This is a genomic window from Primorskyibacter flagellatus, assembly GCF_900176485.1.
GTDB classification, from domain to species: Bacteria; Pseudomonadota; Alphaproteobacteria; order Rhodobacterales; family Rhodobacteraceae; genus Primorskyibacter; species Primorskyibacter flagellatus.
Map to the genome: position 1 here is coordinate 1 of NZ_FWYD01000033.1, position 25709 is coordinate 25709.

The window sequence follows — 25709 nt, forward strand, 5'->3', positions numbered from 1 at the left end:
GCATACAGAGGCCTGATACATGACCGCACCCGATCACACGCTTGCACCGTTCAAAAATCACTTGCACTAATAGGGGCATCCATACATGCACAAATCGGTTTGAGGTGGTGCTCCCCCTTACCCCAGACGGATTTATCCTGCGGTCACGGTACGCGGTATGCCAAGAGCTGTGAAGCGGTTTAGGATCGCGGCGCGGATTTGGATCTCCGCAACCTGGCGATCAAAGTCACGTGCCGAGAGGCGCTGACCGAGCAGCTTCACACAATGCATCTTTGTCTCGACGCGGCTCCGGCGGTGGTATCCGGTCAGGTTTCGCCACAGCGCCCGTCCCAGATACTTCGAAGATCGCACGGCTTCGTTGCGCGCGCGTGCTCCCGGTGTATCTGGCTTCCATAGTTTGGCATTCTTGCGCGGCGGTATGACAGCATGGGCGTTTCGGGCCGCAATCGCATCATGGCATGTACGTGTATCATATGCCCCATCGGCTGTGACGCTGCCAAGGTCCTGATCAGGCGGGATCTGGTTGAGTAGGTCGGGCAACATCGGGGCATCGCCAATGCTGCTGCTTGTGACCTCAATCGCGCGGATCTCCAGCGTTTTCTCATCAATCCCTATGTGTATCTTGCGCCATAGGCGGCGTTTTGGACCACCATGTTTGCGTGCATTCCACTCTCCTTCGCCTTCCGCTTTGATGCTTGTGCTGTCTATCAGAAGGTTCAGAGGCCCTGCGGAGCCCTTGTAGGGAACAGCGACGGACAATGTTTTCTGGCGCCGGCACAGGGTGCTGAAGTCTGGCACCGACCAGCCCAGCCCGACACGTTTCAGCAAGCTCTCTACAGCAAGCTCTCTACAAATCCAGTCGTCTGCCTAAGGGGCAAACCGAACAGAACCTTCAGCGTCAGACAGGCTTGAATGGCCGCATCGCTGTAGGTTTGCTGACGTCCCCGTCGGCCGGAAGGTGCTGCCTCCCACGTCATCTCCGGATCAAACCAGATCGATAGTGATCCGCGCTGCCTCAGCGAGAGGTTATATTCGGCCCAGTTCCGGGTCTTGTAAGTCGTCGGTGTCCAGCTGCTCATGGAAGTCCGCTATCACGCCGGATTCAGACAGTGAATCCCGTCAGAAGGCGATTTGTGCAACAAAGCCAGTTGACTTCTGAATGTCTTCGATAATGTTGGAGCAATATAAATTTTGAATAGTGAAAAATCTTAAGTTTCGAAAATGAAGTGTGAGGCCAAGCCCTAACCTGTTATCACTATAGTATCGTATTTCCCCCCCCTAAGGTCGAGAAAGCTATTCTCCACAGTATATCCTTGGCGAATACCATGCTCTTTAATTAGATTTAAAATTTGGTCGTGTCGCAAAATAATTTCTTTCTTTTCGTCTTCTCCGAAATCCGTCCGTTGAGGGAAAATGTCCAGAAACTGAAGGCGCATGCCAGATGACGGCCCTCGGAATGTACCTCGAACAACATCTAAAGCTCTTTGGACCATGTCACTTGGTGCAGAGTGGATATTAAAATCGGTGAAAATTAGGCTCGTTTTGTCAGACGGCCTCGATGTGATACGAACGTATAGTTTGGTGGCGGGCGGAGCAATGAGTTGCCACGACCAATCGTCCTCTCGGATTTGAAATTCCTCACCAACCTTCATATTAAATGCTCTCCAGATCTGTCTATTTTTCACGTCGCGATAGGCAATTTTTTTATAGGCTATGCCCTTCGCCCCGATCAAGGTCGAGCGTGATTTCCTCCTCGTCTTCTTGCTCCAATCTCCGCTCGCCCTCACGGTCCAACGGTTCGCGTGGCTTGTTCTGGCGCGATCCGGCGGATCATCCGGGCGCAGTCTCTTAGAGACTGCCTTGCAGCTCAATCTTGGCCTTGGTGCGGACATCCTCGAATGGGATATCTCGAATTTTCAACACAACCATCGCCTCCACGATATCCAACCGCAGCCCCTACCCAATCACAATCCGTAATCCAGACCTATGTCCCGCTCGCGGACGTGCTCAATCTCGACCTCGCGCTGCCGCTCTGCGTGGATTTCTTTGGCGCGCGCGTTGATGGGGTCGGCAAGGTCGTTGAACTCGACGCCATAGCGCTCAGCGGCGCGCTCCACCTCTTTGACCAGCTCTGATTGCCGCGCCTCTGCCACCTCCCGGTTGGCCGGGTCGTGACTGGCCTGCCACGCCTGCGCGGCCAGCTCGATGAAGCGGGCGCGCTCCTGGTCGATCTGGCGCTGACGGTCCCGCGCCTGCTCTGCCTCAAGGGCGCGGCGCCGGGCATCGTCCTGCGCCTGCATGGCGGCTTCGAACCCCTCGGCAAAGGCCTGATTGGCGTCGGTGTTTTCAAACGCCGCGCGCACCGCATCGACCGCCGCGCTGAACCGGCTGGCATCCTGCTCGCGCGCCTGGACGTAGGCCTCCCGCGCCCGCTCGGCCCGCTGGCGCAGATCCGCCAGCAAATCCCGCTGCTGGCGGATCTGGTGGTTCTGTGCGCCCCGCTCGGTAACCGGGGCATACTCCACGCCATCGCGCGCGGCCTCCTGCAGAGCCTTGCGCTCCACGGCACTGGTCGCTGGCCCCAGCTTGATCTCCGGGGGCCGGTCCAGCTCCGCCGCCGCCAGTTCGTCACCGCGCACGAGCGCCGCCTCCCGCTGGTCCTCCAGAGAGCGGTGATCCACCCGCTCCTCGTGACCCGCGCGCTCCAGGGCCTCGTTCTGCATCCCGGCCCAGAGCCCGCGCATATCCGCGATCTCCGCGCCGCCCGTCCTGGCCGCGTCAAGAATGCGGGTCTTGGCCCCCAGCCCATCGGCCCCAAGCGCGCGGGTCGTGGTCAGGATATGGGCGTGGTGATTGCGCTGATCGCCCTCGCGATGCGGGGCGTGAATAGCCACATCCGCCGCCACGCCGTAGCGGTCCACGACGGCCTGCGCGAAGCCCCGCGCCAGATCAGCCCGCGCGGCGGCAGACAGATCCGCCGGCAAGGCCAGCTCCCATTCCCGGGCCACCACAGAGTTCAGCCGCCGCTCGCTGGCCTCGGCCGCGTTCCACAGCGCGGTGCGGTCCCGGGCCCAGGCAGGCGCATCGGGGGGCGTGAGAATGAAGCTGTCCTCGACCCCCTGCTTGCGGGTGTAGTCGTGGACCAGACCTTCGCGGGCACACTCGATCCGCTCGCCCGCCCGGTAGGCGGCGGCGGCGGTCGAACTGCGCCCGGCGGAGCGCTGCACGGTTTTGACGCAAAGGTGATAGCTCGCCATGGGTCAGCCCGCCGCCAGTGATGTCAGCACCGCAACGGACCGCACGGTGTCACTACGCCTTTGCAAATATGCCTGCCGTGTATGGGGCGGCAGATTTGCAAAAGCGCGACGCGATCCAACGGCGCAGGTTGGTCTGAGATGGGTGAAGCAGCTTCTTGGAAACTCTCTGGGGGAGAGTTTCGCTGCTGAACGGGCGGAGCCCAGGGAAGGAAGAGGCGAAGCGCTCTTCCATTTCGGCGCAGCCGAAAGGGGTCGCTGTCGGCGGGGGCTTTGCCCTGGGGAGACCGCACGCAAATCTCGGAGTGAACGAAGTGAAAGCAGAGTTTGCATAAGTGCGCCATTCCTCCTATCGTCGGTCATGGTACGGCGCTTCGCTCGAAACGTCAAAGCCCGCCTCGATCTCTCTCTCCCGGGAAACCCCGTATGGCAGAAAGCACCGTCGAAAAACTCGAACGCCAGTATGAACAGGCAAAGGCGCGTCTTCAGGCGGCCAAAGCCAGAGAGCGGACAAAGTCCCGCAAGCTGGAAGCACGGCGCAAGATCATCCTCGGCGGCGCGCTGATCGAACGCGCTGAACGCGATCCCGCCGCGGCAGAGATGCTGGCCGGGCTGATCACGGGGCTGAGCCGCGCCCAGGACCGCAAGACCTTCGAGGGCTGGCAAGCCCCCTGCCCTGCTCCAGATCCTCTCCCGGCACACAAGCCAGTGCCGGACGCTCAGACCAAGACCGCAAGCAAGGCAGCGCCTGAGCCGCCGTCCGGACCTCCGGATGAGGATCAGGGGACGCTCCTATGAGCGAGCAGCGAAAGAGAGCCCCGCTGTCCGAGGTATTCCGCAAGGCAATGACCACGCATGACAACAACATGCCCGTGGCTTTCATTGCCGTTCTGGACGAGATCGATCGCCGGGACGCGTTGATCGAAGCCGACATGATCGAGAATGCCGGGCTGTTCAACGTCATGGCGGAGGAGCTGGGGACCGTCGGTGAAAAGCAGGACAGCCTGCCGGCGCAAATACGCCTTGCGACGGAACAGGCGATCGTCGCCACCCTGCCGCATATCCGGCGTGAGAGCCTCAAGGGCGCCAGAGAAGCCGCTGACCCCGGCCAAAGGGCCGTAGAGCGCCTTGAGCGGGCCGCTGACGCGCATGTCGCCTATAGGGAGAGACTGAGCAAGCTGGCCCTTCTCGGCCTTCCTGCGGCCTTTGGAGTGGCGCTCATGCTGGGTCTGTTCTTTGGAAGCATCGCGATCCCCGCGCTTCCCGCTTCATGGCAATGGACCTGCAAGCTCATCGGAGCAGAACACATCACCCAGGACAGCGGGCAGTCGTTTTGTTTCGTCAGGAAGTGAGGGATGGAGAACGTTGAATGGTCGTCATGTTGATCGCTTTCAGAAAGCTGGGTAACGGTTCGAGTGCTCTATTCTGATGATATGGGAGCCAGTTATCCACAGGCTTCTGCTAGTGTTATTTAAGTTAATAAAAGTGTTAATAAGTTACGCCCTATCGGAACTTTGTGTAGTCCTTTGAAATTAAATCAGAAAATGACGTTCTGAGGCGGCTTTCGGTTCCCAGAGGGGCGAATCTCGGTTCCCAGAGGGGCGAATTTTCGGTTCCCAGAGGGGCGAATCTCGGTTCCCAGAGGGGCGAGTCCAAAACGGCTTCTCTCGAGACGACGCGGGTTCCTAGAACGACGAAAACCGGTTCCCAGAACGACGAAGCGCTGATAGGGTCTCACGCATGGGGAATCTCTTGCCAGACAGACATCCCAACCGGGACTTTTTTATTCTCGACGTATCCGATGCGGCGCCCAAGGATGATATGGCATCGATGGAGCATCCAGTATTTTCGTTGTCAGTAAAGCCTGACATGCGCGAGTTGGAGTACAGTCACGATGGTAAGCGCCTGCGAGTGGTGCCAAGCGGGCGCGGCCTCGCAACCATCATGGACAAGGACATTCTGCTGTATTGCATCAGCAAGCTGGTTCATCAGCTTAACGCCGGCGAAGAAATCACCCCTTGGGTAGAGTTGACGGCGCATGAAGCGATGGTGGCAACCAATTGGCGTACAAATCGCGAGAGCTACCAACGCTTTGAGGATGCTCTGATCAGATTGAGGGGCACACAGCTTCTCACGGATATTCCTACTGGCAAAGAAGTGGAAATCTCGGGCTTCGGTTTGATCGATGAATGGAGGATCGTTCGCCGCGACGAGAATGGTGCCGAGGGGCCGTTCGGGCGGATGACGCAAGTGAGGGTAAAGGTCTCCGATTGGACGTTCCGTGCCGTCAAAGGCATGGAGGTGCTGACGATCAACCCGCAGTACTTCCGGCTGCGCCGACCGTTGGAACGGCGCATCTATGAACTGGCCCGCAAGCATGTAGGCGACCAGAAACGGTCCTTCAGGATCGGATTAGATAAGCTGCAGAAGAAAGTCGGCAGCAATTCTCCCGAGAAGAAGTTCAAGTTTTTTGTGAAACAAATCGCTCAGGACGGGCACATTCCGGACTACGATATCGAGATAGATGGATCCCAGGTGATTTTTACGACGAAACGATTGGGTTTTTCACGTGGCCAAACGGACATGGGGTTTGGGTTGCCGGATGTGCCCTCCCCTGCCCTACTGGAGAAAGCGCGTCGGGCGGCGCCTGGAATGGACGTGTATGCACTATACAATGAGTGGAAAGCCTTCGCACAAGGGCAGAACGAGGCGCCACGCAGCCTGGATGCCGCATTTCTCGGTTTCTGCAAGAGACGAGCTAAGCAGAACGCTGAGATTATCTAGGGCAACTCCGCGCCGCGGGAGCTGCCCGTGTCGGCGGCGCCAAGCGTCAATCGTCCTTCGGCGGATATGATGTACGCAGCAATTCGACGGCGTGCTCTAGCGTTTCACCAAGTCCCCATCCTTGTTCGTCAGCAACGGCACAGAACGCCTCGATCGTCTCGGGTCTGGCCTTGATGTTGAATTGGGCATTACGACCGGTACGGCGACGACGCTGTTGGGGTTTCGCTTCAAACCTGGGTGCGGCTACCTCGCGAGACTGGAAGCCATTGGCGGAAGCAATTTTTCGGGTTACTTCCGGTTCAGGCTTGGGCCGCGCCACTTTTTTCTGGGACGGCGACCAATCGTCGGGATTGAAGCTCTCGATCTCGTCGGCAAAGCCGAGATTTGCGCGTTCTTTTGACATCTCATCCAGCCTCCGCCAACTGTGTCTGCTTCAGACGAGCCAGTACTTCACCAGCAAAGCTCCGAGCATTCTCACAAGCTTTTTCGATGTTATTAACCAGCGCAGGATCCAGAGTGGACAGCGCCCCACCATAGTCGAACAGGTCGCGGAAAGCTGCGCGCTCGACAATTGTCGTGGTGAATACCTCTATACCGGCTTTAGACAACTGGTCTTGTACGTTGCGCATTGAACGCGACGTGACTGCCGCACTGGTACGGGTCAAGACGACAGCGTGCGGGATCGGGCGACGTGCCATGCGCTCCTGATTGCGGATCAAACGAATGGTCTTTGCGCCGCCTTTGGCGTCCATCGACGAGCCCTGCGTAGGGATAAGCACCAGATCGGACATCCCGATGGCATTGGCGACCATGAGACTCGCAGTGCCCTCCAAATCAACGATCACGAATTGGGAGTGCTCGCTTGCGGCTTCAATCTGATCGACGATCGTTTCCTCGGTGACATCGCTGATGATTTCGATGTTGTCGGGCTTGCCCGGCAATGCTCCCCATTGCGATATCCAGCGCTCCGGATCGGCGTCGATGACTGTAACGGCCGCGCCGCGTGCGGCGAGTTCACTGGCCAGCAACAAGGCTGTCGTGGTTTTGCCCGCCCCACCCTTGGGGTTGGCGAAAGAAATGACTGGCATGAGACTGCTCCCTCATGATGTTTTGTTTTTTTGGAATGCTACCAGATAGCTATCAGTTAGCCAAAGAGTATCTGACAGCTACTAATGGGTATCCAGTAGCTAGCAGATATCCATTAGTAGCTGTTAGCTACCAGATATCTTCGGTGAGCTTCTCTCGACTTTCCGCACTGAGCCGTAACAGACTCCAACTATGCTGAGAGAAAAGGCGCGCTTGCAATATATGCAAGCGCGCCTTACATAGCCTGATGAACAGCAAACACCGCAAGATTCTGGCTGTTGTCTTCACCGACCCAGTGTCAGGAACAATCGAATGGTCAACGGTCGAGCGTCTGCTTGTCGCCGCTGGCGCACAAGTGATCGAAGGACGCGGCTCGCGGGTGCGGTTCGAAAAGGATGGCGAGGTCGAGACGTTCCATCGTCCACACCCCGCGAAGGAAGCCAAACGATATCAAGTTCGCGCCGCCCGCGCGTTTCTGGAACGGATCGGAGTGACGCCATGACCAACTCTATGACCTACAAGGGCTATTCGGCCCGTATCGAGTATGACGACGACGATGGCATCTTCACTGGACGTATCGCCGGCATCCGCGATGGTGTGGGCTTTCATGCAGACACAGTTGAAGCATTGAGGGATGCCTTTCACGATGCGGTCGAAGACTACATTGAAACTTGCGCAAAGGTTGGCAAGGAGCCACAGAAAGCGTTCTCTGGCCAAGTCATGTTCCGCGTCGATCCAGAAATCCACCGAAAGGCGGCACTCGCAGCCGAACTGTCAGGCAAGAGCCTGAACCAATGGGCAGAAGAAGTTCTTGATCGGGCGACGGGGCAGGGCCTTGGCTGATCTGAAAACAAATAGCGCTGACGTTGACGCCATTCTGACCGCACGAGCGGCGGAACTCGAAGCCATTGATGATACGCTCATCTGTGAAACTGTTGGTGTCGCCCAGGCCGCTGATGATCTGCGCAAGTCCCTTGATGCACTTGACGGCCTGCTCGATGCACGGGAATTCGAGAAAGCTGCCGCGTTGGGGTATCGAGACATCGCGTCCGCGTTCATTTTCCTTCAACGCACCCTGGGCGGGCTACAAAGTGCTGACCTTAGCCGCCACGAATTCACTTCAACCATTGCGCAAGCACTGCAATGCGCTTTTGAGGACGCAGAGCCTCATGTCACTGCGCGTTTTCAATGTTTAAAACCCAAGCCAAACCTAGCCGATGAAGAACGCGCAGCGATCAAGGCCGAATTCGAAGCTCGGATCAGGAAGATGGGTTTAAATTCCCCAGAATGATTGCGCCGTCCGCAAGGCGCTCGAAGCCAGGCAAGTCATTTCATCAAAGTCATGTTCGGCGGCGGCATAGGGTGGCCCATTGAATCATGAGGCGTTGTTATAAAACGGCAAACGTGATTCAGGCCGATCCGCGTAAGTCAGAAGGCAAGAACCAACCGCTTCAGGTGATGACGCCGCCAGACGTCTTCGATGCTTTTAGCGCAAAGGCCGGGGAGACATCTGGCTATTCGAAAGGCTCAAAGTCTCAGCTTTTTATGGCGATGTGGGATCGCCTACAGTTCCATGGAGCGATGACATCATGAAAACGGGCTACTCTGTGCGACTGCCCACTCCATGCAGCGAGAAAGAGCTTGTCGATATGTACCTTTTGCGGTACATCGCATGATGGCAGACCAAAAACAACTACCAGCACGATTTTTCGAGTCTGATACAGGCAGGGTGCCTGTACGGGACTGGCTCTTGGAACTGACCCCAGAGGACCGGAAGGCGATTGGGGATGACATACGGACGGCGGAGTTTGGCTGGCCGATTGGCATGCCGCTGTGCCGATCGCTCAAGGGCCGTAAGGGACTCTGGGAGATACGATCGAGCTTAAGCGATGGCCGGATCGGGCGGGTGTTCTTCTGCGCCCATAATGGCAGCATGGTGCTGCTTCATGGGTTCATCAAGAAAAGTCAGAAGACACCGGACAGGGAATTAAACACGGCTGAAAAGCGAATGCGAGGACTGAAATGACCTATGACATAGAAGCAGGCAAGGCCGGAGCACTCTTTGAGGATTTCCTGAAAGAGCAGGGGACCTATGACGAAACAAGCGAGCAGGCTGTAAAGCGCGTCCTGGCCTTCCAACTAGCCGCTGCAATGAAAGAACAGCATATATCAAAGGTGGAGATGGCCAAGCGCTTGGAAACCAGCCGCTCGCAGCTCGACCGGCTTCTTGATCCAGACAACGACGGTGTAACCCTCGCAGTTCTGTCGCGCGCCGCTCACGTAGTCGGCCGCACCATCAAGCTTGAGCTTCACTGACCCAGCACATCTAAAATTACAGAAAAGGGCTTATATGCCTTTTGTCGGTCCCCTTGGCACATTCTGAACTGGGTTGCGAATTTCCCCCTATCTTGCTGGAAAGCAAGGAGAATGAATGATGGCCTATACCCAGAGGGAAATCCGGGGCGCGACCGTCTAGAGATGGGTAAGCCGATGACAACCGGTTGTACGCGGCCACCGAAGCGGCGCGGGCGCTGTTCTCCGGGGCAGGGGCCAGGGAGACTTCGCCTTCAGCTTCGGCCGTGCCTAGCAGGATCACGAGGCCAAGCGGCAGGTGCGCCGGAAGGAGAAGAAAGGGCGCATCCACGCGTGGAGCGTTCATCGAGCAGATCGCAGAGGCTTGGCAGGACAGTCGGGAGATGGGCGAACGCGATGTTGCCATGGAACGCCAGCAGGCGCTCGTCTCACAGGTGGAAAAAGCCGCCCAGCGCTTCGGCTGCGGGTTCGATGACATCGCATGTCCTGTCAACGCCCGCGCCAACAAGATCAAAGAACACCGTGCGCACGAGCTGGAGATTGAACGCATCAAGGCGCGTGGGGTTAGCGATGGCTGGGAGCTGTGAAATTCATCAAAATCAAATGGACGGAACAAAACTGCGACAGGTCCAAATTGCGTGCACAACTGGCCCATGATACCAGAAGCCTGCACGGTCGCACCGTGAGCGTGCCCTAGGTGTTGAACCTGTTGTGTGGGCAATTTGGACCTTATGGAGGGTATATGAGCATCCTAACTGACGAGGCGTATTTGGTGCCCAAAGACGCCATGAGCAGCAAGAATGCCCGCGATGTTTTCGACCCTGAATTCTATTTGGAACAAAACCCGGATATCCGCGAAGCCGGTGTCGATCCCTGGCAGCACTATATCGATCAAGGCGGCCGGGAGGGGCGCGATCCTGCTCCTTGGTTCTCTGGTGCATTCTACCGTGCGCATGTGCTGCAACAGATGGACCTTCTTGACGTGGCCAATCCGCTTGAACATTGGCTGACTGTCGGGCGCGACGCCAGCTTTTCGCCCTCTGAACATGTCGAGGCGGACCTGCTGGCGCGTGCCAAAGAGTTGTTTGATGCGTCTTTCTACCTTGAACTATACCCCGACATCGCTGAAAGCGAGATGGACCCATGGGAGCATTTCATCCAGTTCGGTTGGCATGAGGGGCGCGCGCCTTTCGCTGATTTTGACGCCGCGTATTACCTTCATAGGCTGATCACCGAGGGCGGCTTCGGCATGCGGCGTAACCCGCTGTTGCATTGGGTGGCCGTGGGGCGCGATGCAGGCTGGGTCACTGAGGCGGACGAGCCGTTCAACATGATGTCAGACCCCGCCGAAAGGTCGCTACGCGCCCTGATCGGGATGTTTGACGACGCAGCAGAGCCCCTTCCCGAAGATGATGCCGTGTTGATTTCAAGGTCAGGGTTGTTTGATCCGGCGCATCTGGCGCTGCATGATCCGGCCTATGCCGATCTTGACCGGTTGGCAGCGGCACAGCGCTACCTGCGCCTGCGCCCTGCTAAGGCCCCTGATCCCTCTGCGCTGTTTGCGGCCCAGTTTTATTACGAGCTCTATGCCGATAGGATGGGTTCCGGACAATCCGCGCTGGTCCATTACCTGCGGCGCGGACGCACAGGGGGCCTACCAATCAGTCCAGAGGCAGCATGGCTGGATGTGCTGCGCCTACGTCAGATCGAAGGCCCGCAGTATAGCTATCACAAGCAGTTGCGCCATGCCCCTCGCCGTGCCGATCAGATCGAGGATTATGTATTGCACGGGGTGGCCTCAAGCACGCATCTGACGCCAGAGGTCGACGAGACATTCGTGCGCGACCTTTACACGCGCCTGGTGCCGGGCGGTATCGGTGCGCCTGCGGCTTTTGTTGCCCGCTCGGCGCGCAGCGGCTGGGTCTATCCGACTGTGGATGCGATGCGCTACGATGCGGACTCGCTGCACGATTGTGCAGTATTCGATCCCGACTATTACAGCCAGCAGGCAAATCTGACTGATGACGGCATAAATCCTGCCGAACATTATGTCACCGCAGGCGTTCAGGTCGGCCTGGCCACCAGCCCCGAATTTAGCACCGAGCATTACATCATGTGCAATATGGATCTGGCCACGGCGCGTGTCGTGCCGGCGGTGCATTTCGACAAATACGGCCGGTCTGAAGGACGCGTCGCCCATAGCACAATTACCGAGCATTCGGAGGAGGCGAAAGTTACCCATAACTCGGAGCGGCCGACTGTTCTGGTCATGTCGCATGAAGCCAGCCGGACCGGCGCACCAATTGTGGCGCTTAACATCGTTCGAACGCTGGCCGAGACACATAATGTCATCAGTTGGATCGACGCCGATGGCCCCCTGCGCGAAGATTTCGGCGAGATATCGACACGGCTCTTGGCAGGCTACGGCACCCGGCAGGACATGCAGGCGATCCTTGAGGGGATACAGCGCGATACCGGCCTGAAGGTTGCGATTGTCAGCTCTGTTGTCTCCAGCTTTGCCGTGCTCCCGCTGCGGCTTGCCGGCGTGCCGACCATCTCGCTTATTCACGAATTTGCCGATTACGTTGCCCCCTTTGGCAAGATGTCACGGATGGCGCTGTATTCGGATATTTCGGTCTTCCCAGCAAAGCTGGTGCGGGCCGCATGTACGCGGGAAATTGATGCTCTGGGCCTGGGACCTGTGCCCGAACGTCTACGCATCCGGCCGCAGGGCTATAACGTGGCGGGCGGGGATCAGAAGGTTGATCTGGACGCACAGGATATTCTGGACCTGATTGATGCTCCGGCCGACCCGTCGCGCCGCCGGATCATGTTTGGCGCGGGCTGGGTGCAGCCGCGAAAAGGGGTCGATCTGTTTTTGCAGGTGGCCGCCGCGCTGAAGGATGATCCCGATTATAACTGGCGCTTTATCTGGGTCGGGGGCAATTACCATCCTGATACAGATATGGGCGTGTCGATCTTCCTAGCGCATCAGATGCGCGAGGCCGGCTTGTCCTCGCAGATGACATTCCTGCCCGAGCAGAAAACCCTGGACCCCTTCTGGGAGATTTCTGACATTTTTCTGATGTCTTCGCGGCTGGACCCTTATCCGAACGTGGCGCTTGAAGCATTGTATCACAGTGTGCCGGTCGTTTGCTTCGAAGGCGCGACCGGTATTGCGGAACTCAAGGAAACCTATCCTTTCGCCGTGCAGGCCGCCCCTTTCGCCGATATCGAGGGTGCCGCGCAGCATGTGCGCAAGCTGGTACATCCCAAGGCCGGCAAGAAATTCTCTGGTGCCGTGGGCAAAAAAATGCGCGCTCATCTGTCATTTGAAACCTATGTGTCCGACCTTGTGGAGATGATCGAACCGGCGCAAGAGACCGCCAGCGCCGCCACCGACGCCGCGCATGCGTTCGAAGCGCTCAGCAAAGAGGATCTGGCGCTTGCCGCGCGGCATTTGCCATCGCGTCTTTGTCTGTCGACCGTGGCCTACCCTGCAGTCTTGCGCCAGTCTCTGGGCGAACTGGCCAGTTATCTTGGACTTGAGATAGATCCGCAAACCGGTGCCCTGCTGGGCGCTGCGGGAAATATGGCGGTGCGCGATGCTGCCGGTCTGCGTCCCTGGCAGGCAGGGGGCGGTCTGGTGGAGCAGGTGGGCCAGCCCGGCGATGTCGAGTTGTTGATCCATGTCGCCGACAAGCTGGCGTTTGATACAGTTGCAGCCCTGTTGAAGATGCTGCCACGCGAAGAAATGATGGTTTGTCTGGTGGCGGGCCTGCCCTGGCTTGTGGCGCCTCTCAAAGAGATTGCCGCAAATTTCCCCGATAGATCTGTGCGTGTCGAAGACCGCACCGCTCTGCGCGCATCCGAGGCTGCGGGTCGCCTGGCCGCGCGCGAAGGACCTACATATGTGGCTGTTGTCTGCGCAAGAGCAGAGTTTGATGTGCCCAATACGCTCGCGGCCCCTGAGAGCGGCGTGATGGCTGCGCTTTTGTCGGGGGCAGCCACGGCCTTTCTTGAGGAGCACGCGGATTGTCCTGCGGTTTTGGGCGCGATGTCGACGGGCAACCGTTCGGCCAAGGCGGAAGAGCGTGCAGACGAGCAAGCGCAAAGCTATGCACCCCGTTTCTGCGGGGTCTACCGGCGAGAAACGTTGTATGATTTTGCGATCACGGTCTTGCCCCGCGTCACAGCTCAAGGCGCGGGCCTGACGGCGAAGGATTGGGATTGCCTGGCGGCAATACATTTCCTACGGGAACACTCGACGACACAGAAGCCTACTATGTTGCCGATCCTCCCCGCTCTTTAAACGAGCTGATCTCTAATGTTGTGTTTGTTGTGAGTGGCATATTTATATGCAGAAAAAGGCGGTAATTATTTTGTAGTGCCCGCAGAAAACAGAGAGAATTCTTATGACTAAAAAAGATGAAAACTCGAACAAGGATCTTCTCACGATCGAGCTGGCACATATCGCGTGGTATGTTCAGAGGGGCAAATTCATCAAGGATCCCGAAGAGTTGCATGCCGCGTGGCGCGACGATCATATCGAGGCCACAAAGCTGTCTCAGGAGATCATTGCAGAGATGTATGCCCGCGGGATGTTGCTGAGCTTTTTCGACAAAAGCCTCGCACTTTTCGCGCGTGCCGAAGATTCGGACAAATAAAGAAATCGCAGGAGCAGGTCAGGGGGCCGTTTCAGGGCTCCTTGGGGGCTGTGTGATATCGTGCCACCATGCAGCGGTGCGAGCTAGGCCTGCTTGAAGCCCCACAGTCGGTTTCCAGCCCAGAGATTCCTGCGCAAGGTCGATGTTCAGAACATTGCGGCGGACATCAATGATGCGCCCTGACAGATAGGTTGTGGCGATGTTGCGCTCTGTTGCTGCTTGGACCAATCCCAAAATATCGCGCATAGAGACCGCATGCCCGGAGCCAATATTGATTACTGACGGGGCTTCTTCTGCTTTTTCAGCGCACAAAAAGGCCTGAGCCACATCCGAGACATGCAGAAAATCCCGCTCCACGCTACCATCGCCCCAGATTTCCATCGGCGCTCCACTCATCGCGTTTTGCATTGCGGCGGCGACAAAACCCTGACCGCGCGTGGCACGCTGGCCTTCGCCATATGGGTTTGAAATACGAAGCGAGACTGTATCCATCTCTTTGCTCTGATAGCTTAGCAGCCGCAAATAATGCTCGATTGCGAGCTTGGATACCCCATAAGCATTGCGCGGCCGGGGGGCTGCATTCTCATCAAGAGGGCTGCCATCTGCGGGTTCATACCCATATACGGTGCCCCCCGAGGAGGCGAACAAGAATTTATTCACACCCAAGGCGCCACACGTTTCTGCAGCGCGCACGGTGTCGCGCACATGTGACTGCACTTCGTTCGACAGATTGGCGATGGCTGATCCGGGCAGGCTTGCATTGGCAAGAAACACAACTGTTGTGCAATTCACACAGGCGGCGGCCATCATGCTGGGATCTGATATCGACCCGCTGATCCACTCATAGGGCGAATTCGGGGGTGGCGGGACAACATCCATCACCGTAACACGCGCACCATCGGCACTAAAAGCTTTGCAAATGTGGCGGCCCATGAACCCGCCTCCGCCAACGACGAGAACGTGACGGCCTACTGCACCAGTGGATGTAACCATTTTATTTCGACCTGCTGCATGGAAGATTTATGGGACGCAAATAAAGGAAAACAAAACGCACAAGAAAAACCAACAATTTGTCCTCCAAATACCGATTTATGTGCTGACAGGTCGTGCAGGGGATAAATCGTCCCAAATTTCAGGCGTAATGTCCTCGTAGACTTTTTCGACATGGGCATAAAGGGCCAGATCGATTTCATTGGCATCCGCGATGCGCTGCGCGACATCCCCTGAAGGAAGTTTTTTTGCGGCGCCGATCCGTTCTTGCTTGTGCGGCAGGGTCGGCTCCCAAAGCATTGAGGACATCATCAAAAAGCTGGCAGGATACCGTTCTTGCATGCCGATCATCGTGTACCGGCCTACCATCCGTTCCACCGCCTCCTTGGGGGTGATCGGCGTTGGTCCGAACATCATACGCCCGATCTTGTTCATCTCTTTGGGATCTTCAATATAATCGTAGATGGTCGGGTAAGTGATCATAAACTCTTTGTGCAGCGGATGCAGGGGGGTGCAGCAATAATTATATTCGGACACAACCCGCGAGACGGGATGGCGCACAAAGCTCAACATCTTGAGCTGTGGCGAGGACTGCACAAGATGTTCGATATTGCCGGCGCGCAAATGACCGGACAAGATCCGCGGCGCATTGGGGCCGTTCACCAGATCGATTGCCTGGTCGGTCAGCGCCGCAAGAGAGTCAATGTAACTGTCGACACTGCTGTAGTTGCCTTCAAGGTTGACGTAATTGTCTTCGCCAACACCAAGAACAATTTCAGCAACCAGCGATGACCCAGCTGTCTTGGGAATGTGATGGAGAAACCAGACTGTTTCCGGATCGCTGTTGGACTTCACAAATTGTGCTACCTGTCCTTGAGACACTGAAAACATGCAAACTCTTTCGTTTCGGGCCTGAATAGGCACTAACTATGGGAGTCTGCTTTGTAAAGTGCTGGTGCACGTGCAGACGTGTTCACAGTCTTTTTGAAGGTGCCCCCGCCAGAAGCAATCAGCCTCTATCGTTTGTATAGAAATCGCGGCGGTGGGCGACAAAATCAACCATTTCCGCCCGCTTGTCGGTGACCATTTTTTGCACGGCTGAATAAAGCTCCATATCTTTCGAATTGGTCTGTTCAATCCGGCTGATAAGCTCGGGGGTAAGCGAGATATCATTTATTTTGCTAGGCGCAGTGACATTGTCGCGGGTGGAGATGGTTTTAGGACATCCCAACAATCCGGTAATGAACTCGAAATGCAGTGTCAGGTCCTCGACCAGGCCCATAAAAAAATATCGCTTGAATACCGTTTCAAGCGTGGCCTCGGTCGCGCCATTGCAGCCAATGACACGGCACATTCGGTTTTGTTCTTTCGGGTTTTCCAAATACGCCTCGATGCTGGGGTATTGCGCCATGAATTGCTTATACGGCGGATGTGTCGGCGTACATGAGTAACGATAGGCTGACACCGTTCGGGAGACCGGATCACGCAAAAACGTGAAAAAGGCGGCATGGGGCGTATGCGCCTTGATGATGTCCATATCAGCCTTGGAAAAATGCCCGGACGCGGATCGGAAGCGCTTTATCTCGTTCTCGTCAATAAACGCCTTTACGGACTGCCGCATGAGTACCTTGGTACTTCGCAAATGCCCGTCGTACTTAGGCTTCTGGGCTTTGTTATAATCGATGTAGATGTTCTTGTAGGGGAATAGCGACAGGCGCAGTTCACGCGACAACGATGACCCGGCTGTCTTGGGAATGTGATGGAAGACAAAAACCGGATTGAACCCCTGGAACTGGTGCGCGAAAGTGTTGAGCCCCGATGCCGAAAACGTTGAAAAATCCATGATCGATGCTTTATATCCGGCCTGTGTTCTGTGAATCGTGCCCAGTCCTTTGTTGGAAACTCCCCGAGCATTCGCGATGTGTGTTACATGCTCTGACCACGTTTTGGAAGGCCGTGCACTTTTTGCATGCCGACGGCTGATCTTTCAGCTTTTTATGACGCACCATGGACCGTAACCTCATACACGAGACGGGCGCAAAATACCCTACGTATCAGGAATAGATATTCTGCGAGAACGGTTCATTTTTTGGTTGCTCACAGGGCAAAATGTCGGCTAAGGAATCTGCAACAAAACAAGAACTAAAAAGGAACAAAATGATGAATGATCTTATCGATCCCGATGTTTTGAAAGCTCGTGGTGGCGTTGCCCGTGCGATGTGGCACACGATGCACGGCAACCCTGAAGGCGAAACACCTGAAGCGCGCAAGGCAGCATGGATGAACGAGCGCGAAGATGCAATGAAGCTTGCCGCCCGTGTCCTGCGCAGGCTGGAGCGTGAAGGCTTCACGGTCACCAAGACAGAATCCTGAGTAAGTCTGGTATAAAAAAGGACCTGCATGATGCTCATTATCCATGCAGGCATGCACAAGACCGGTTCCAGCTCAATTCAACAAACATTGCATCGCTGGGATGGAACCGGTGCCGATTACCTACCGTGGTGTTTTAGCAATCACAGCGGATTATTCTTTTTGATGTTTCAAGACGCACCAGAAGACGGCGGCGGCTTTAAACTTGCAGGGATGCGCCCCGAAGAAGCGAAGAGGCTTGCCGATGAATGGGGCGGCAAGATGTCGGAGGTTCTTGAAAAACGCGCTGCCGACAAGGTGACCCACCCGGCCATTTTCTCTGCCGAAGTCATATCGTCAGCCTCCGAAGCTGTTGTTCAGCGCCTTGCTGATTACATGCGCAAATATGAACCCGACATCCGCGTTGTCGCCTATGTCCGCCCGCCGGTTTCCTTTATGATATCCGCGTTCCAACAACGTATGAAAACTGGACACGTACATAATTTTGAGCGTCTGTGGATCTGGCCGAATTATCGGGATCGGTTTGAAACGCTGGACCGCGTTTTCGGGCGCACGAATGTCACGCTCAAACTGTTCAAGCGCGAGCATCTGAAGGATGGCGATGTCGTTTTGGATTTCGCGCAGGAAATCGGTGTTGACCTGCGCCCGTCAGACGTAGTGCGAACCAATGAATCCATGAGCCTGGAGGCGGCTGCCTTGCTCGATACATTCGGACGGTACGCAGAGCCGTTCGTAACCGGTGATAGACTTTCCGAACAGCGCCGCACCCGCTTTTTTGACCGACTGATGCAAATCGGCAGCCGTCGTTTTGTGCTGGACGAAACGGTAACCGATCCGATTCTCGCGGCCAACCGCGCAGATCTGGACTGGATGGAGGACCGGCTCGGGATGCCGGTTCTCGATGCCACGCCGCAAAGCGATTTCAAGATCGCCTCCGAAGCGGATCTGCTTGCCGTCGCGCTTGAAGCTCTTCCCGAACTGCAAAAAGCCATCGCCGATACGCTCGCCTCTCAGCCGACCCACCGACATGTCGCCGCATCCGTAAGCCTATTGAGCGAGGCCATGCGCCTGACCGAAGCGAAAAAAGCACCGACTCTTTTGGACAAATAGTTTGAGGGAGTCATCTCGTGCATCCAGTGTCGTAGCTGGAGTGCATGGTAATCTTCCCTTTTTTGATGGGACGTGCTCGTAGAACTTAAGCAGCCATTTTCAGTTTCATTACGGGTGTGATCCCGCCGATTCCCATGTTCGGGCGGTCGTTGTGGTAAGTCCAGAGCCAATGTGTGGCGAAATGCTGTGCCTCACCGATGCTGTAGAGCATGTATTGGTCGAGCCATTTGGACGGAATGTACGCTTGATCGAATACTTAACAGTATTACAAATACTGTTAAGTGATCCTGCAATCATCGCCCACAAGCGCATGGGATAACGGGACGATTCTGCTTCGTAGCTTAACGGTTTTCGGGTAAACTGTTAAATATGAGTGAAATGCGCCTTTATGACAGCACCGGAAATCGTCTTTATCTGAATGCAGAAGAGCGGTCCGCCTTCCTTGATATAGCACGCAAACAGCCCGCGCGAGACCGCACTTTGTGCGAGACATTGCATTTTACCGGGTGCAGGCCATCAGAGTTGATCGAGATCACGCCCGCCCGCATTGACCTGTCCGGCGGCACCATTGCCATCCGGTCGCTGAAGAAGCGCAAGGATGCGAGCGGGGTGCAAAAGATCGTTTACCGCACGGTGCCCGTGCCGCCGGACTATCTCGACACCCTCAACACCGCCCACGGCATTCGCGCGGCGCAGAAGTCCCGCAAACTGGCAGCAGTGCCAATCTGGCCGCTCAGCCGGGTTCGGGTCTGGCAGATCGTAAAGCGGATTATGATCGAGGCCGGGATTGCCGATGCGCCCCATCGAAGTCCCAAAGGGCTGCGCCATGGGTTCGGGATCAATGCGACGGTAAACGGCATTCCTCTGCACATGCTGCAAAAGTGGATGGGTCATGCGCAGCTTAGCACCACTGCGATCTATGCCGATGCCTTGGGCAAGGAAGAGCAGGACATCGCATCACGGATGTGGGGGTAGGGGACACGTATCTGACAAAGATTGAACCGCGGGCCAACCAATTCCGCTTCTATCGCATGGAGATCGTGCCGGGCCTCTTCGGTGATTGGGGACTGATACGAGAATGGGGTCGGATTGGCGGTGGCGGTCGTGTCCGCACAGATTGGTTTGACAGCGAAGAAGACGCCACGCACGCCCGATTCGAGCTGCACATGCAGAAGGCCAAGCGTGGCTACGTGTAGGGCAGGGCGCACCTTTTGCACATACCCGCGTGCAATGCAGGTGTTGTGCAACAGGTTTTCGCGCACGCTAAACCATTGATTTCGCGTGATCGCCGGGTGTGTCGTGAGATTTGCCGAGTGCAACATTTTTACGGAAGGCTGGAATAGGTTATTATAACAAATCAAGCATCACTTGGAGAAAGCAAATGCCCCGAGCCCTTCTTTCCTCTATTGCAGCGTTAATCGCGATCTTAATTTTACCAAACCTGGCGCAATCCCAAGGATATCCATGCCATCAGGACGGCAGTTATCTAGCGCCCGGGTACTGCTACCCCGCGCCAACAAGTGCAACTCACGGAGACGCGATCTCAGCAGCGTTATACCTGCAATGTCGGCTCGTATCCGGTGGTCAAGACAAATACACGGCCAACTGTTGCGATCATCTCCGTGGCAACCTTCCGTCGCAGATGGCTGTGTGTTCAGGAAGAACAAATCCGGAGAGCCGCGTCGGGTTGATGATTCAAATCGGTACCATAATGGGAGACTTCCCACTTGTTTGTCAGTGGGTAGACTGTTCACCGGCGATACGAGCGGCGCTCGGCCAAATGTAGAGTTGTCAACGTACTGAGATGGCCACCTCAACCGCATTCGAAATTCTTGGTTGGAGCATTATCATTTTCGAAATTTTTGGCGCTCGGAGTAGACTTTCAGCCTCAGTTGATGCCGTTCATAGCGCAATGGTAAGGGTTGCGGAATTAGTCCTGCATAACAAGATTGTAAGCTTATTAGTTACCCTAATAGTTGCTTCACTTGTTTTGATAATGGCCTATGTTTTGCGACCTGATGATCTGTATTGGCGCCTTGAAGCTTCCCTAATTGAAAGAACTATCATTGCCTTTGACATTTACCAGCACCCCCACAGATTATTTGCTTTGTGGAGCTTATCCACATTAGTTGTAGCTGTACTTTTTGTGCCTCTTTTGGGGTTGTTGCGCTTGATGGAGTCTCACCCTGAAGGTGTATTGGCAAGTGTTGGGGTAATATTGGCGCTTGGTTCGTCCATAGCCGCACGAATATGAGTGCTGGCGCTACCTTCTACGCTCAATGCTTAACATAATGAACCTTATAGGTCATAACTACTGACCTAAAAATTCGCTCCTTCTCCTAGACACAACCCTGCCAAAACCTCGTGGGTTTAGCCTAGGTTTTTTGAACCGGCCAACTCATTGATCCTGTGATCTGGGGTCAATCTGGCCAAAACGGGCCGTTTTTTGACCTCAGCGTAATGTCTTTCCTTGGATCTGTTCCAAACGTACTATTGTACTGAGACACTCCTGAATTTCGGACACTGACATATCAATGCGCAGACTAAGGATTTGACTATGATCCTCTACCTCCATGCCCTCCAGTCTCCGATCAACATCGGCATGATCCTCCGATCCGCCGAAGTTTTTGAAGCTGAAGTTTGGATATATGACAGGTATTCTGTTCTCTGCTCGGACGAAGCCCGTAGAACGATCTCGGACTTCGCCTGTGGAGCAGCAGAGCGGCTGAATGTTCGAATGTTAGATATGGAACTCCAGTTGCCAGTCCATGAACATAGAATAATAGCTACAACAATTGATTCAGACGCTCAGCCACTATCTAGCTTTGCTTGGCAGGCTGACGACATAGTTTGTATTGGCAACGAGTATGATGGCATTTCTGATACAATCGCAGAAAAATCAGATATAGCTTTAACCATCCGGCTTCCAAATAAACACCTACCGAAACCGCCATCGTACTCGCCGATTGATCCTTCTCGACGCACGCCCCCTACTAACGATGGCAGACCGAGCCTCAATACCGCTGTTGCAACATCTATTATTTTACTCGACTGGTATCAAAAGTCTTAGAACTCCTTATGCGAAAGTCGATCTTCCGCCCCTTACTTTGGCCGTCGTGGTGACGTTGACGCCATTTCCGTTCCACCCCATACGCGTCTCCATTGCTCGGTTGAAAATTTAGAAGACTGCCGGACACTCCAACCCAAGTAACGTCTTTGTATGTCATATACTTGCGCCTGTAGTTGATGAAATGGGAGGCGATTGGTGCAGAAGTTAAATGCTTCTGACCAGCCCTCAGTAGCAGCCGTAGTTCGAATAAGCGTGGCACCAACGGTCGCCTTACGTGAAAAGTTAGAGAGTTCCGCCGTCTCATGTAAAACATCATAGATCGCCCGCTTCGATTTCGCTATATCATCATTTATACTTGAAAGCAGAGCTTGTTTAGCGCGTCGTGATGGGCCAATATTTTGCGAATTGACGCGACAACCTAGAAAATCAATCCCATTTTCTACAAGTCCGCTCCACGCTTTTTGAGAACCGTCACGCGGCCGGTATGCATCCATGCCGTCAGCGTCCAAGATTTCAAGAGCCTGCAAAAATGCTTCATCTACGGAACGTTTGGATGCTCCCAAGATAAGGAAATCATCCAAGTACCTTACTGTTGTGATGTTCGCATTGTTCAATCGCTTATCCATATCTGAAAGAGTGAGATTGGCACAGAATACTGAGAGTGGAGAACCTTGAGCTACGCCTTTGTCCTTAATTGGAAATAGGTCCAGCCATTGACCCAGTTCCAACTCATTTGACAATTCTGTCGAAATCGCTCGTTCAAACAGATCGCAGAAGCGATCATCGGTGATATACGTCTGAATTATTTGATTAATCTTCACACGCGGTATGAACGGGTAGAAGCTCTTCACGTCTGAGCACGTAAAGTGAGTTGCGCCTGACTTCATAACGTTATGTGCAAGATGCACCGCTTCCCCGATTGAACGCCCCGGCACCCCAGCCATTGACGTCGGTGCCGATATGACGGAGTGCAATCCAGCTACCTGTTGCCTCGTGCCTTCCGCGGGATGAGTGATTGTCGTAAGGATCGAACGTTGCACAATTCGATCTGCAAGCGAGGCGACGACAATCCCCCGACGTGATCCGCCAGATTTTCGTTTAGTATATCCAAACTTTTTTCCAAACTGAAAATCGCCCGTCGCAAGACGCTCAGATAGTGAGGCTATAAACCCGAACGGATCTTCCTCTATCCGATGGTACTCTTGCCGAACGCGGGGCCACTGCGAGGAACGCGATGCTGTCCGAAGATAACGCCATGCGGCATACAGTCTGCGAGGCGAGCACACTTCGGCATATACATCGTTAACCAATCCGAAACCTTTCTAAATTGCTGGAGAAGAGCAGGGCCGGTCTCTTCTCCAGCCGTTAGGTACCGGCAACCTCCGGGGCACATCATAAAGATGCGGCGATCCGTAAAGCGAACTCAGCAAGGAGTTCGCGAGGTCCGTCGCCGAATGACGGAAACCGTCTTCGCGATGCGTGCGTCGTGAACGCAGGTAGTTCATGACCCATAAATCCCGGCTCAGATCGTAATACGGATCAATGCGTCTCGATAGGTATCAAGCGATTTTCGAGACTAGTTCATGATTACATGCTGCAAGATGAGGCGGCAACCACAATGTTCCTGTCGTTCACTGGGCGGCGGCGTATACTGGACGTCGATTCGGCCTGTCCCGGAGCCTTCGAGTGAAAAATCCTTTTACACACCCCCGAAAAGACTGGAACAATCGAGACCTCCTGCTCACAGAGGATGCTCGGGAGGCTGTTGCTGCTGCGTATCCAACTCTTTTCCCACTACTAGATTGGCCTGAACTTCGCTCTGCTTTTCTTCAATGGGAAAATGTGGCCTTAGTCAAAAAAAAGACAAATCGGCACATGGTACTTGGCTCAGTATCAGCAACAACTTTTGGTCTTTGCGTACTGGCAGCCGCACCTTTGTTAGGGTTTTACGGCATAGGTAGCATTGCCACATTCATCGGTACCATCATACTAATAGCGGGTGCGTCGCTGGGATTTTATCTTTCGTTCCTATCGTCGTTCCGCGAAAGTTGGCTGCGAGCTCGCTTTTGGGCAGAGCGCACTCGACAGTTCTACTTTCAGTTTATCGCGTCAAATATTGACACGATCTGTGAGGCATCCGTTGACACGGAGAAGCAAAGCCAATGGCTTAAGAAGCGCGAAGCGGCTTTGAATAGGTTTTTGCTTATACAAAAAGAGGAAGGTCAGACCGCGTACAACGAAGTTATCGACGACACCCAAGAGGTAAATTTTCTTGTCGTTGACGATCGCGTGCTTTCTAATCCGCACTGGTCAAAAGAGTCAGACGACTTTACTTCAGCGGTATCGAACGTTGCTTCTTACCTTCACCTACAGCGACTCGACTACCAAATCACTTACGCGCGCAGTCAAAACTTACCTAAGAGCCTTTATTCAAAACAACGAGCCGGTACTTGGTTAAGGTTGACTGGAAACCTTTTGACGTTCTTCTTTATTATTGCAATAGCTGGCAACGCGCTTCACTTTCTTTCACTTTCTATCGATCAAGCATATAGTATAAGCTTTGCGGCAATGGTTCAGGGCATCTTGGCGGCTTCAATTGCAGCTATACGAGTCCTTGAAGAGGCACTGGCGTGGTCCGTTGAAGCGTCCCGTTACATTCGCTACGAGAAAGCTCTCGCTGAAGCTGACCGAGTTCTCAGCCCTGCAAGCATTTCGATTTTGCAATCGGGGCTACTTGACATCGAAAGAGCAGCGTATCAAGAACTCCGAGCCTTCATATTGGCGCATAAGGATACCCGCTTCATAGCGATCTAGTTCTGCGCGACGGCATATCAGTACCTATTCTGAATTATTCCCAATCTTAACCATCTTCTCAATTTCCGCACGATACATTGCATATAGGGATGGTGTGTCTTTGGTTCCAGATATATTCGGTGCATCAATTGTGTGGTGCGAATCAAATCGCTCGCTGATAAAACGCGGTGTCATCAATAGTCTGCGCTCTGTAAGGGTTGCTCGGTACTGTAGTTGGAGACCTTCAACGCGCAGTACTTTGAAACGTTCCTTACCGGCTTGGGCGGTAATCTCTTCTTCCAATTTCTTCCATTTTTTAAAGGTCTCATTGAGCCGTGCCTGGAACTCAGATACGGTCATATCTCCGGTAGACTTAAGATATGCCTCACTGATACTAGCCGGATGGTTAACGAGGAGCGTAAATGGTATGTGATCATCTAACGTCTTCAAACGAATAAGGTCAGCGAGTTGAGCCTCTTCTAAATCATTCATTTGAAAAGACCGTGTTCGCACCTTTAAACCTTTCGGCATAACAATAGATACGAATTCACGCGCGTCTTTGATCATGGTGGACCAGTCCCCCAAAGAGATCGCATTGAAACGATTATAGGTAGTATGCAATCCGTACGACGTTGTTTTCTCATTAAGGCACTCAGGCGGGCGACGGCCGCCATCCAAAGCGATCTGTTTCAGCAGTCTCGCAAGTTCAGCAGTTTTGTCTTTTGCGGCTTTAGTCGTTGGATTTTCAGCTTCTTCGTGAGAAACATGTAACCACGTCATGCCTTTCAGGTCGCTCGGCTTTGGATACCCTCCAAGCTGAATAAGTACAGGGCGCTGCCAAAGGCCGTATGCGAACCCAAGTTCAAGGTAGGTATTTGGTTTATCACTGGCGACAACAGCAATTACGGTTTCTGCGGATGCGATCTGTTGTCCGATGCGTCTCCAGAGACCGTCTTCGTGGGCCCGATCACGTCCAACCAGCATTTTCCAGTTGATCCCGTCTTCTAACAGCAAAGTCTCAACAGGTTCGATGATGTTCTTGACCAAATTATTGATCCGCTCAAACATCAGCTGATCTTCTTCATCGCCATTTTGGTCGCCGTAAGGCGTGATTACGAAACAATGAGATCGAGGTGAAGGTGAATTTGGCATTTAACTTACCTTGATAAGTTGACTTGGCTTTGTTGATGGCGTGGATGCCCCTCCCGACGGCATCTCAATGTGCCATTGTGGTGAGTGTTAAAGCCATCACAAAAGGAAGGAGCATCCATG

General features: G+C 54.6%; 26 protein-coding genes and 2 pseudogenes. 18 read left to right on the top strand and 10 right to left on the bottom strand.

From position 1 onward, the window contains the following. Positions 1 to 132: 132 nt before the first annotated feature. Positions 133 to 1079: pseudogene (locus tag B8991_RS19810) on the bottom strand (IS5 family transposase). 885 nt (positions 1080 to 1964) lie between these two features. Continuing rightward, complete coding sequence (gene mobQ / locus B8991_RS19825) at positions 1965 to 3257, bottom strand: MobQ family relaxase (RefSeq protein ID WP_084355022.1); 1293 nt, start codon at positions 3255 to 3257, stop codon at positions 1965 to 1967. 423 nt (positions 3258 to 3680) lie between these two features. Here mobQ and B8991_RS21790 point away from each other — a divergent pair, with 423 nt between their 5' ends. The 3 genes from B8991_RS21790 (at position 3681) to B8991_RS19840 (ending at position 6038) form a co-directional block, all read left to right on the top strand. After that, a complete protein-coding gene (locus B8991_RS21790) occupies positions 3681 to 4052 on the top strand; it encodes a mobilization protein (protein WP_218673273.1) in 372 nt (123 codons plus the stop codon). Beyond that, positions 4049 to 4606 carry a hypothetical protein gene (locus B8991_RS19835; RefSeq protein WP_084355023.1) on the top strand — a complete coding sequence of 186 codons (558 nt, stop codon included), beginning with the start codon at positions 4049 to 4051 and terminating at the stop codon, positions 4604 to 4606. Before B8991_RS21790 ends, B8991_RS19835 begins: the two co-directional genes overlap by 4 nt. A gap of 388 nt (positions 4607 to 4994) precedes the next feature. After that, positions 4995 to 6038, top strand: coding sequence for a replication initiator protein A (locus B8991_RS19840; RefSeq protein WP_084355024.1), 1044 nt, complete (start codon positions 4995 to 4997; stop codon positions 6036 to 6038). Positions 6039 to 6084: 46 nt separating this feature from the next. Here the strand turns inward: B8991_RS19840 and B8991_RS19845 are convergent, their stop codons facing one another. Together B8991_RS19845 and B8991_RS19850 are read right to left on the bottom strand one after the other, a co-directional pair. Then, positions 6085 to 6441 (bottom strand): hypothetical protein, encoded by a 357-nt coding sequence (locus B8991_RS19845; protein WP_084355025.1) that lies wholly within the window; start codon positions 6439 to 6441, stop codon positions 6085 to 6087. 1 nt (position 6442) lies between these two features. Next, complete coding sequence (locus B8991_RS19850; protein WP_084355026.1) at positions 6443 to 7126, bottom strand: ParA family protein; 684 nt, start codon at positions 7124 to 7126, stop codon at positions 6443 to 6445. A 245-nt stretch (positions 7127 to 7371) separates the two neighbouring features. Between B8991_RS19850 and B8991_RS19855 the strand changes: the two genes are divergently transcribed. The 8 genes from B8991_RS19855 to B8991_RS19890 all read left to right on the top strand — a co-directional run bounded on the left by B8991_RS19855 (position 7372) and on the right by B8991_RS19890 (position 14104). Continuing rightward, positions 7372 to 7626, top strand: coding sequence for a type II toxin-antitoxin system HicA family toxin (locus B8991_RS19855; protein ID WP_084355027.1), 255 nt, complete (start codon positions 7372 to 7374; stop codon positions 7624 to 7626). Beyond that, the gene (locus tag B8991_RS19860; RefSeq protein WP_084355028.1) at positions 7623 to 7967 is read left to right on the top strand and encodes a type II toxin-antitoxin system HicB family antitoxin; all 345 of its coding nucleotides are present in this window, start codon (positions 7623 to 7625) and stop codon (positions 7965 to 7967) included. The genes B8991_RS19855 and B8991_RS19860 overlap by 4 nt, the downstream gene beginning before the upstream one ends. Next, positions 7960 to 8415: a hypothetical protein gene (locus B8991_RS19865; RefSeq protein ID WP_084355029.1), complete on the top strand. Its 456-nt coding sequence runs from the start codon at positions 7960 to 7962 to the stop codon at positions 8413 to 8415. The genes B8991_RS19860 and B8991_RS19865 overlap by 8 nt, the downstream gene beginning before the upstream one ends. A 333-nt stretch (positions 8416 to 8748) precedes the next feature. After that, a complete protein-coding gene (locus B8991_RS19870; RefSeq protein ID WP_235866714.1) occupies positions 8749 to 9150 on the top strand; it encodes a type II toxin-antitoxin system RelE/ParE family toxin in 402 nt (133 codons plus the stop codon). Next, positions 9147 to 9440 carry a helix-turn-helix domain-containing protein gene (locus tag B8991_RS19875; protein WP_084355030.1) on the top strand — a complete coding sequence of 98 codons (294 nt, stop codon included), beginning with the start codon at positions 9147 to 9149 and terminating at the stop codon, positions 9438 to 9440. The genes B8991_RS19870 and B8991_RS19875 overlap by 4 nt, the downstream gene beginning before the upstream one ends. Before the next feature lie 380 nt (positions 9441 to 9820). Next, positions 9821 to 10024 carry a hypothetical protein gene (locus B8991_RS19880; RefSeq protein WP_084355031.1) on the top strand — a complete coding sequence of 68 codons (204 nt, stop codon included), beginning with the start codon at positions 9821 to 9823 and terminating at the stop codon, positions 10022 to 10024. A gap of 155 nt (positions 10025 to 10179) precedes the next feature. Continuing rightward, positions 10180 to 13749 (top strand): glycosyltransferase, encoded by a 3570-nt coding sequence (locus tag B8991_RS19885; protein ID WP_084355032.1) that lies wholly within the window; start codon positions 10180 to 10182, stop codon positions 13747 to 13749. A gap of 103 nt (positions 13750 to 13852) precedes the next feature. Then, positions 13853 to 14104, top strand: coding sequence for a hypothetical protein (locus B8991_RS19890; RefSeq protein ID WP_084355033.1), 252 nt, complete (start codon positions 13853 to 13855; stop codon positions 14102 to 14104). Between the two features lie 18 nt (positions 14105 to 14122). On the opposite strand, the gene B8991_RS19895 is transcribed toward B8991_RS19890, so the two are convergent. From B8991_RS19895 to B8991_RS19905, 3 genes are all read right to left on the bottom strand, one after another. After that, positions 14123 to 15097, bottom strand: coding sequence for an NAD-dependent epimerase/dehydratase family protein (locus tag B8991_RS19895; protein WP_084355034.1), 975 nt, complete (start codon positions 15095 to 15097; stop codon positions 14123 to 14125). 96 nt (positions 15098 to 15193) lie between these two features. Then, positions 15194 to 15985, bottom strand: coding sequence for a sulfotransferase family 2 domain-containing protein (locus tag B8991_RS19900; protein ID WP_084355035.1), 792 nt, complete (start codon positions 15983 to 15985; stop codon positions 15194 to 15196). A gap of 118 nt (positions 15986 to 16103) precedes the next feature. Continuing rightward, positions 16104 to 16937 carry a sulfotransferase family 2 domain-containing protein gene (locus B8991_RS19905; RefSeq protein WP_084355036.1) on the bottom strand — a complete coding sequence of 278 codons (834 nt, stop codon included), beginning with the start codon at positions 16935 to 16937 and terminating at the stop codon, positions 16104 to 16106. Positions 16938 to 17254: 317 nt separating this feature from the next. Between B8991_RS19905 and B8991_RS19910 the strand changes: the two genes are divergently transcribed. Beyond that, positions 17255 to 17467: a hypothetical protein gene (locus B8991_RS19910; protein WP_084355037.1), complete on the top strand. Its 213-nt coding sequence runs from the start codon at positions 17255 to 17257 to the stop codon at positions 17465 to 17467. Positions 17468 to 17494: 27 nt separating this feature from the next. Continuing rightward, positions 17495 to 18574: a hypothetical protein gene (locus B8991_RS19915; protein WP_143514683.1), complete on the top strand. Its 1080-nt coding sequence runs from the start codon at positions 17495 to 17497 to the stop codon at positions 18572 to 18574. An 85-nt stretch (positions 18575 to 18659) separates the two neighbouring features. On the opposite strand, the pseudogene B8991_RS22075 reads toward B8991_RS19915, so the two are convergent. Next, positions 18660 to 18803, bottom strand: a pseudogene (locus B8991_RS22075) (integrase core domain-containing protein); the annotation flags it as partial. A 140-nt stretch (positions 18804 to 18943) separates the two neighbouring features. On the opposite strand from B8991_RS22075, the gene B8991_RS19920 reads away from it, so the two are divergent. The 4 genes from B8991_RS19920 to B8991_RS19930 all read left to right on the top strand — a co-directional run bounded on the left by B8991_RS19920 (position 18944) and on the right by B8991_RS19930 (position 21644). Further along, positions 18944 to 19549 (top strand): tyrosine-type recombinase/integrase, encoded by a 606-nt coding sequence (locus B8991_RS19920; RefSeq protein WP_084355039.1) that lies wholly within the window; start codon positions 18944 to 18946, stop codon positions 19547 to 19549. Further along, positions 19540 to 19770, top strand: coding sequence for a WGR domain-containing protein (locus tag B8991_RS19925; protein WP_084355040.1), 231 nt, complete (start codon positions 19540 to 19542; stop codon positions 19768 to 19770). Before B8991_RS19920 ends, B8991_RS19925 begins: the two co-directional genes overlap by 10 nt. 608 nt (positions 19771 to 20378) lie before the next feature. Continuing rightward, positions 20379 to 20828 carry a hypothetical protein gene (locus B8991_RS21285; RefSeq protein ID WP_143514684.1) on the top strand — a complete coding sequence of 150 codons (450 nt, stop codon included), beginning with the start codon at positions 20379 to 20381 and terminating at the stop codon, positions 20826 to 20828. Positions 20829 to 21131: 303 nt separating this feature from the next. Next, positions 21132 to 21644, top strand: a complete 513-nt coding sequence (locus B8991_RS19930; RefSeq protein WP_084355041.1) for a TrmH family RNA methyltransferase — start codon at positions 21132 to 21134, stop codon at positions 21642 to 21644. A gap of 32 nt (positions 21645 to 21676) precedes the next feature. On the opposite strand, the gene B8991_RS19935 is transcribed toward B8991_RS19930, so the two are convergent. Further along, positions 21677 to 22930 carry a reverse transcriptase domain-containing protein gene (locus B8991_RS19935; protein ID WP_268876759.1) on the bottom strand — a complete coding sequence of 418 codons (1254 nt, stop codon included), beginning with the start codon at positions 22928 to 22930 and terminating at the stop codon, positions 21677 to 21679. A 400-nt stretch (positions 22931 to 23330) separates the two neighbouring features. Here B8991_RS19935 and B8991_RS19940 point away from each other — a divergent pair, with 400 nt between their 5' ends. Next, positions 23331 to 24458 (top strand): hypothetical protein, encoded by a 1128-nt coding sequence (locus tag B8991_RS19940; protein WP_143514685.1) that lies wholly within the window; start codon positions 23331 to 23333, stop codon positions 24456 to 24458. A gap of 24 nt (positions 24459 to 24482) precedes the next feature. Here the strand turns inward: B8991_RS19940 and B8991_RS19945 are convergent, their stop codons facing one another. Then, positions 24483 to 25589 (bottom strand): hypothetical protein, encoded by a 1107-nt coding sequence (locus tag B8991_RS19945; protein WP_143514686.1) that lies wholly within the window; start codon positions 25587 to 25589, stop codon positions 24483 to 24485. Positions 25590 to 25709 lie beyond the last annotated feature (120 nt).

Bases quoted from the DNA above. Each gene is read 5' to 3' on its own strand.
- mobQ (WP_084355022.1), bottom strand. From the start codon at position 3,257: ATGGCGAGCTATCACCTTTGCGTCAAAACCGTGCAGCGCTCCGCCGGG.
- B8991_RS21790 (WP_218673273.1), top strand. From the start codon at position 3,681: ATGGCAGAAAGCACCGTCGAAAAACTCGAACGCCAGTATGAACAGGCA.
- B8991_RS19835 (WP_084355023.1), top strand. From the start codon at position 4,049: ATGAGCGAGCAGCGAAAGAGAGCCCCGCTGTCCGAGGTATTCCGCAAG.
- B8991_RS19840 (WP_084355024.1), top strand. From the start codon at position 4,995: ATGGGGAATCTCTTGCCAGACAGACATCCCAACCGGGACTTTTTTATT.
- B8991_RS19845 (WP_084355025.1), bottom strand. From the start codon at position 6,441: ATGTCAAAAGAACGCGCAAATCTCGGCTTTGCCGACGAGATCGAGAGC.
- B8991_RS19850 (WP_084355026.1), bottom strand. From the start codon at position 7,126: ATGCCAGTCATTTCTTTCGCCAACCCCAAGGGTGGGGCGGGCAAAACC.
- B8991_RS19855 (WP_084355027.1), top strand. From the start codon at position 7,372: ATGAACAGCAAACACCGCAAGATTCTGGCTGTTGTCTTCACCGACCCA.
- B8991_RS19860 (WP_084355028.1), top strand. From the start codon at position 7,623: ATGACCAACTCTATGACCTACAAGGGCTATTCGGCCCGTATCGAGTAT.
- B8991_RS19870 (WP_235866714.1), top strand. From the start codon at position 8,749: ATGCAGCGAGAAAGAGCTTGTCGATATGTACCTTTTGCGGTACATCGC.
- B8991_RS19875 (WP_084355030.1), top strand. From the start codon at position 9,147: ATGACCTATGACATAGAAGCAGGCAAGGCCGGAGCACTCTTTGAGGAT.
- B8991_RS19880 (WP_084355031.1), top strand. From the start codon at position 9,821: ATGGGCGAACGCGATGTTGCCATGGAACGCCAGCAGGCGCTCGTCTCA.
- B8991_RS19885 (WP_084355032.1), top strand. From the start codon at position 10,180: ATGAGCATCCTAACTGACGAGGCGTATTTGGTGCCCAAAGACGCCATG.
- B8991_RS19890 (WP_084355033.1), top strand. From the start codon at position 13,853: ATGACTAAAAAAGATGAAAACTCGAACAAGGATCTTCTCACGATCGAG.
- B8991_RS19895 (WP_084355034.1), bottom strand. From the start codon at position 15,097: ATGGTTACATCCACTGGTGCAGTAGGCCGTCACGTTCTCGTCGTTGGC.
- B8991_RS19900 (WP_084355035.1), bottom strand. From the start codon at position 15,985: ATGTTTTCAGTGTCTCAAGGACAGGTAGCACAATTTGTGAAGTCCAAC.
- B8991_RS19905 (WP_084355036.1), bottom strand. From the start codon at position 16,937: ATGGATTTTTCAACGTTTTCGGCATCGGGGCTCAACACTTTCGCGCAC.
- B8991_RS19910 (WP_084355037.1), top strand. From the start codon at position 17,255: ATGAATGATCTTATCGATCCCGATGTTTTGAAAGCTCGTGGTGGCGTT.
- B8991_RS19915 (WP_143514683.1), top strand. From the start codon at position 17,495: ATGATGCTCATTATCCATGCAGGCATGCACAAGACCGGTTCCAGCTCA.
- B8991_RS19920 (WP_084355039.1), top strand. From the start codon at position 18,944: ATGAGTGAAATGCGCCTTTATGACAGCACCGGAAATCGTCTTTATCTG.
- B8991_RS21285 (WP_143514684.1), top strand. From the start codon at position 20,379: ATGGCCACCTCAACCGCATTCGAAATTCTTGGTTGGAGCATTATCATT.
- B8991_RS19930 (WP_084355041.1), top strand. From the start codon at position 21,132: ATGATCCTCTACCTCCATGCCCTCCAGTCTCCGATCAACATCGGCATG.
- B8991_RS19945 (WP_143514686.1), bottom strand. From the start codon at position 25,589: ATGCCAAATTCACCTTCACCTCGATCTCATTGTTTCGTAATCACGCCT.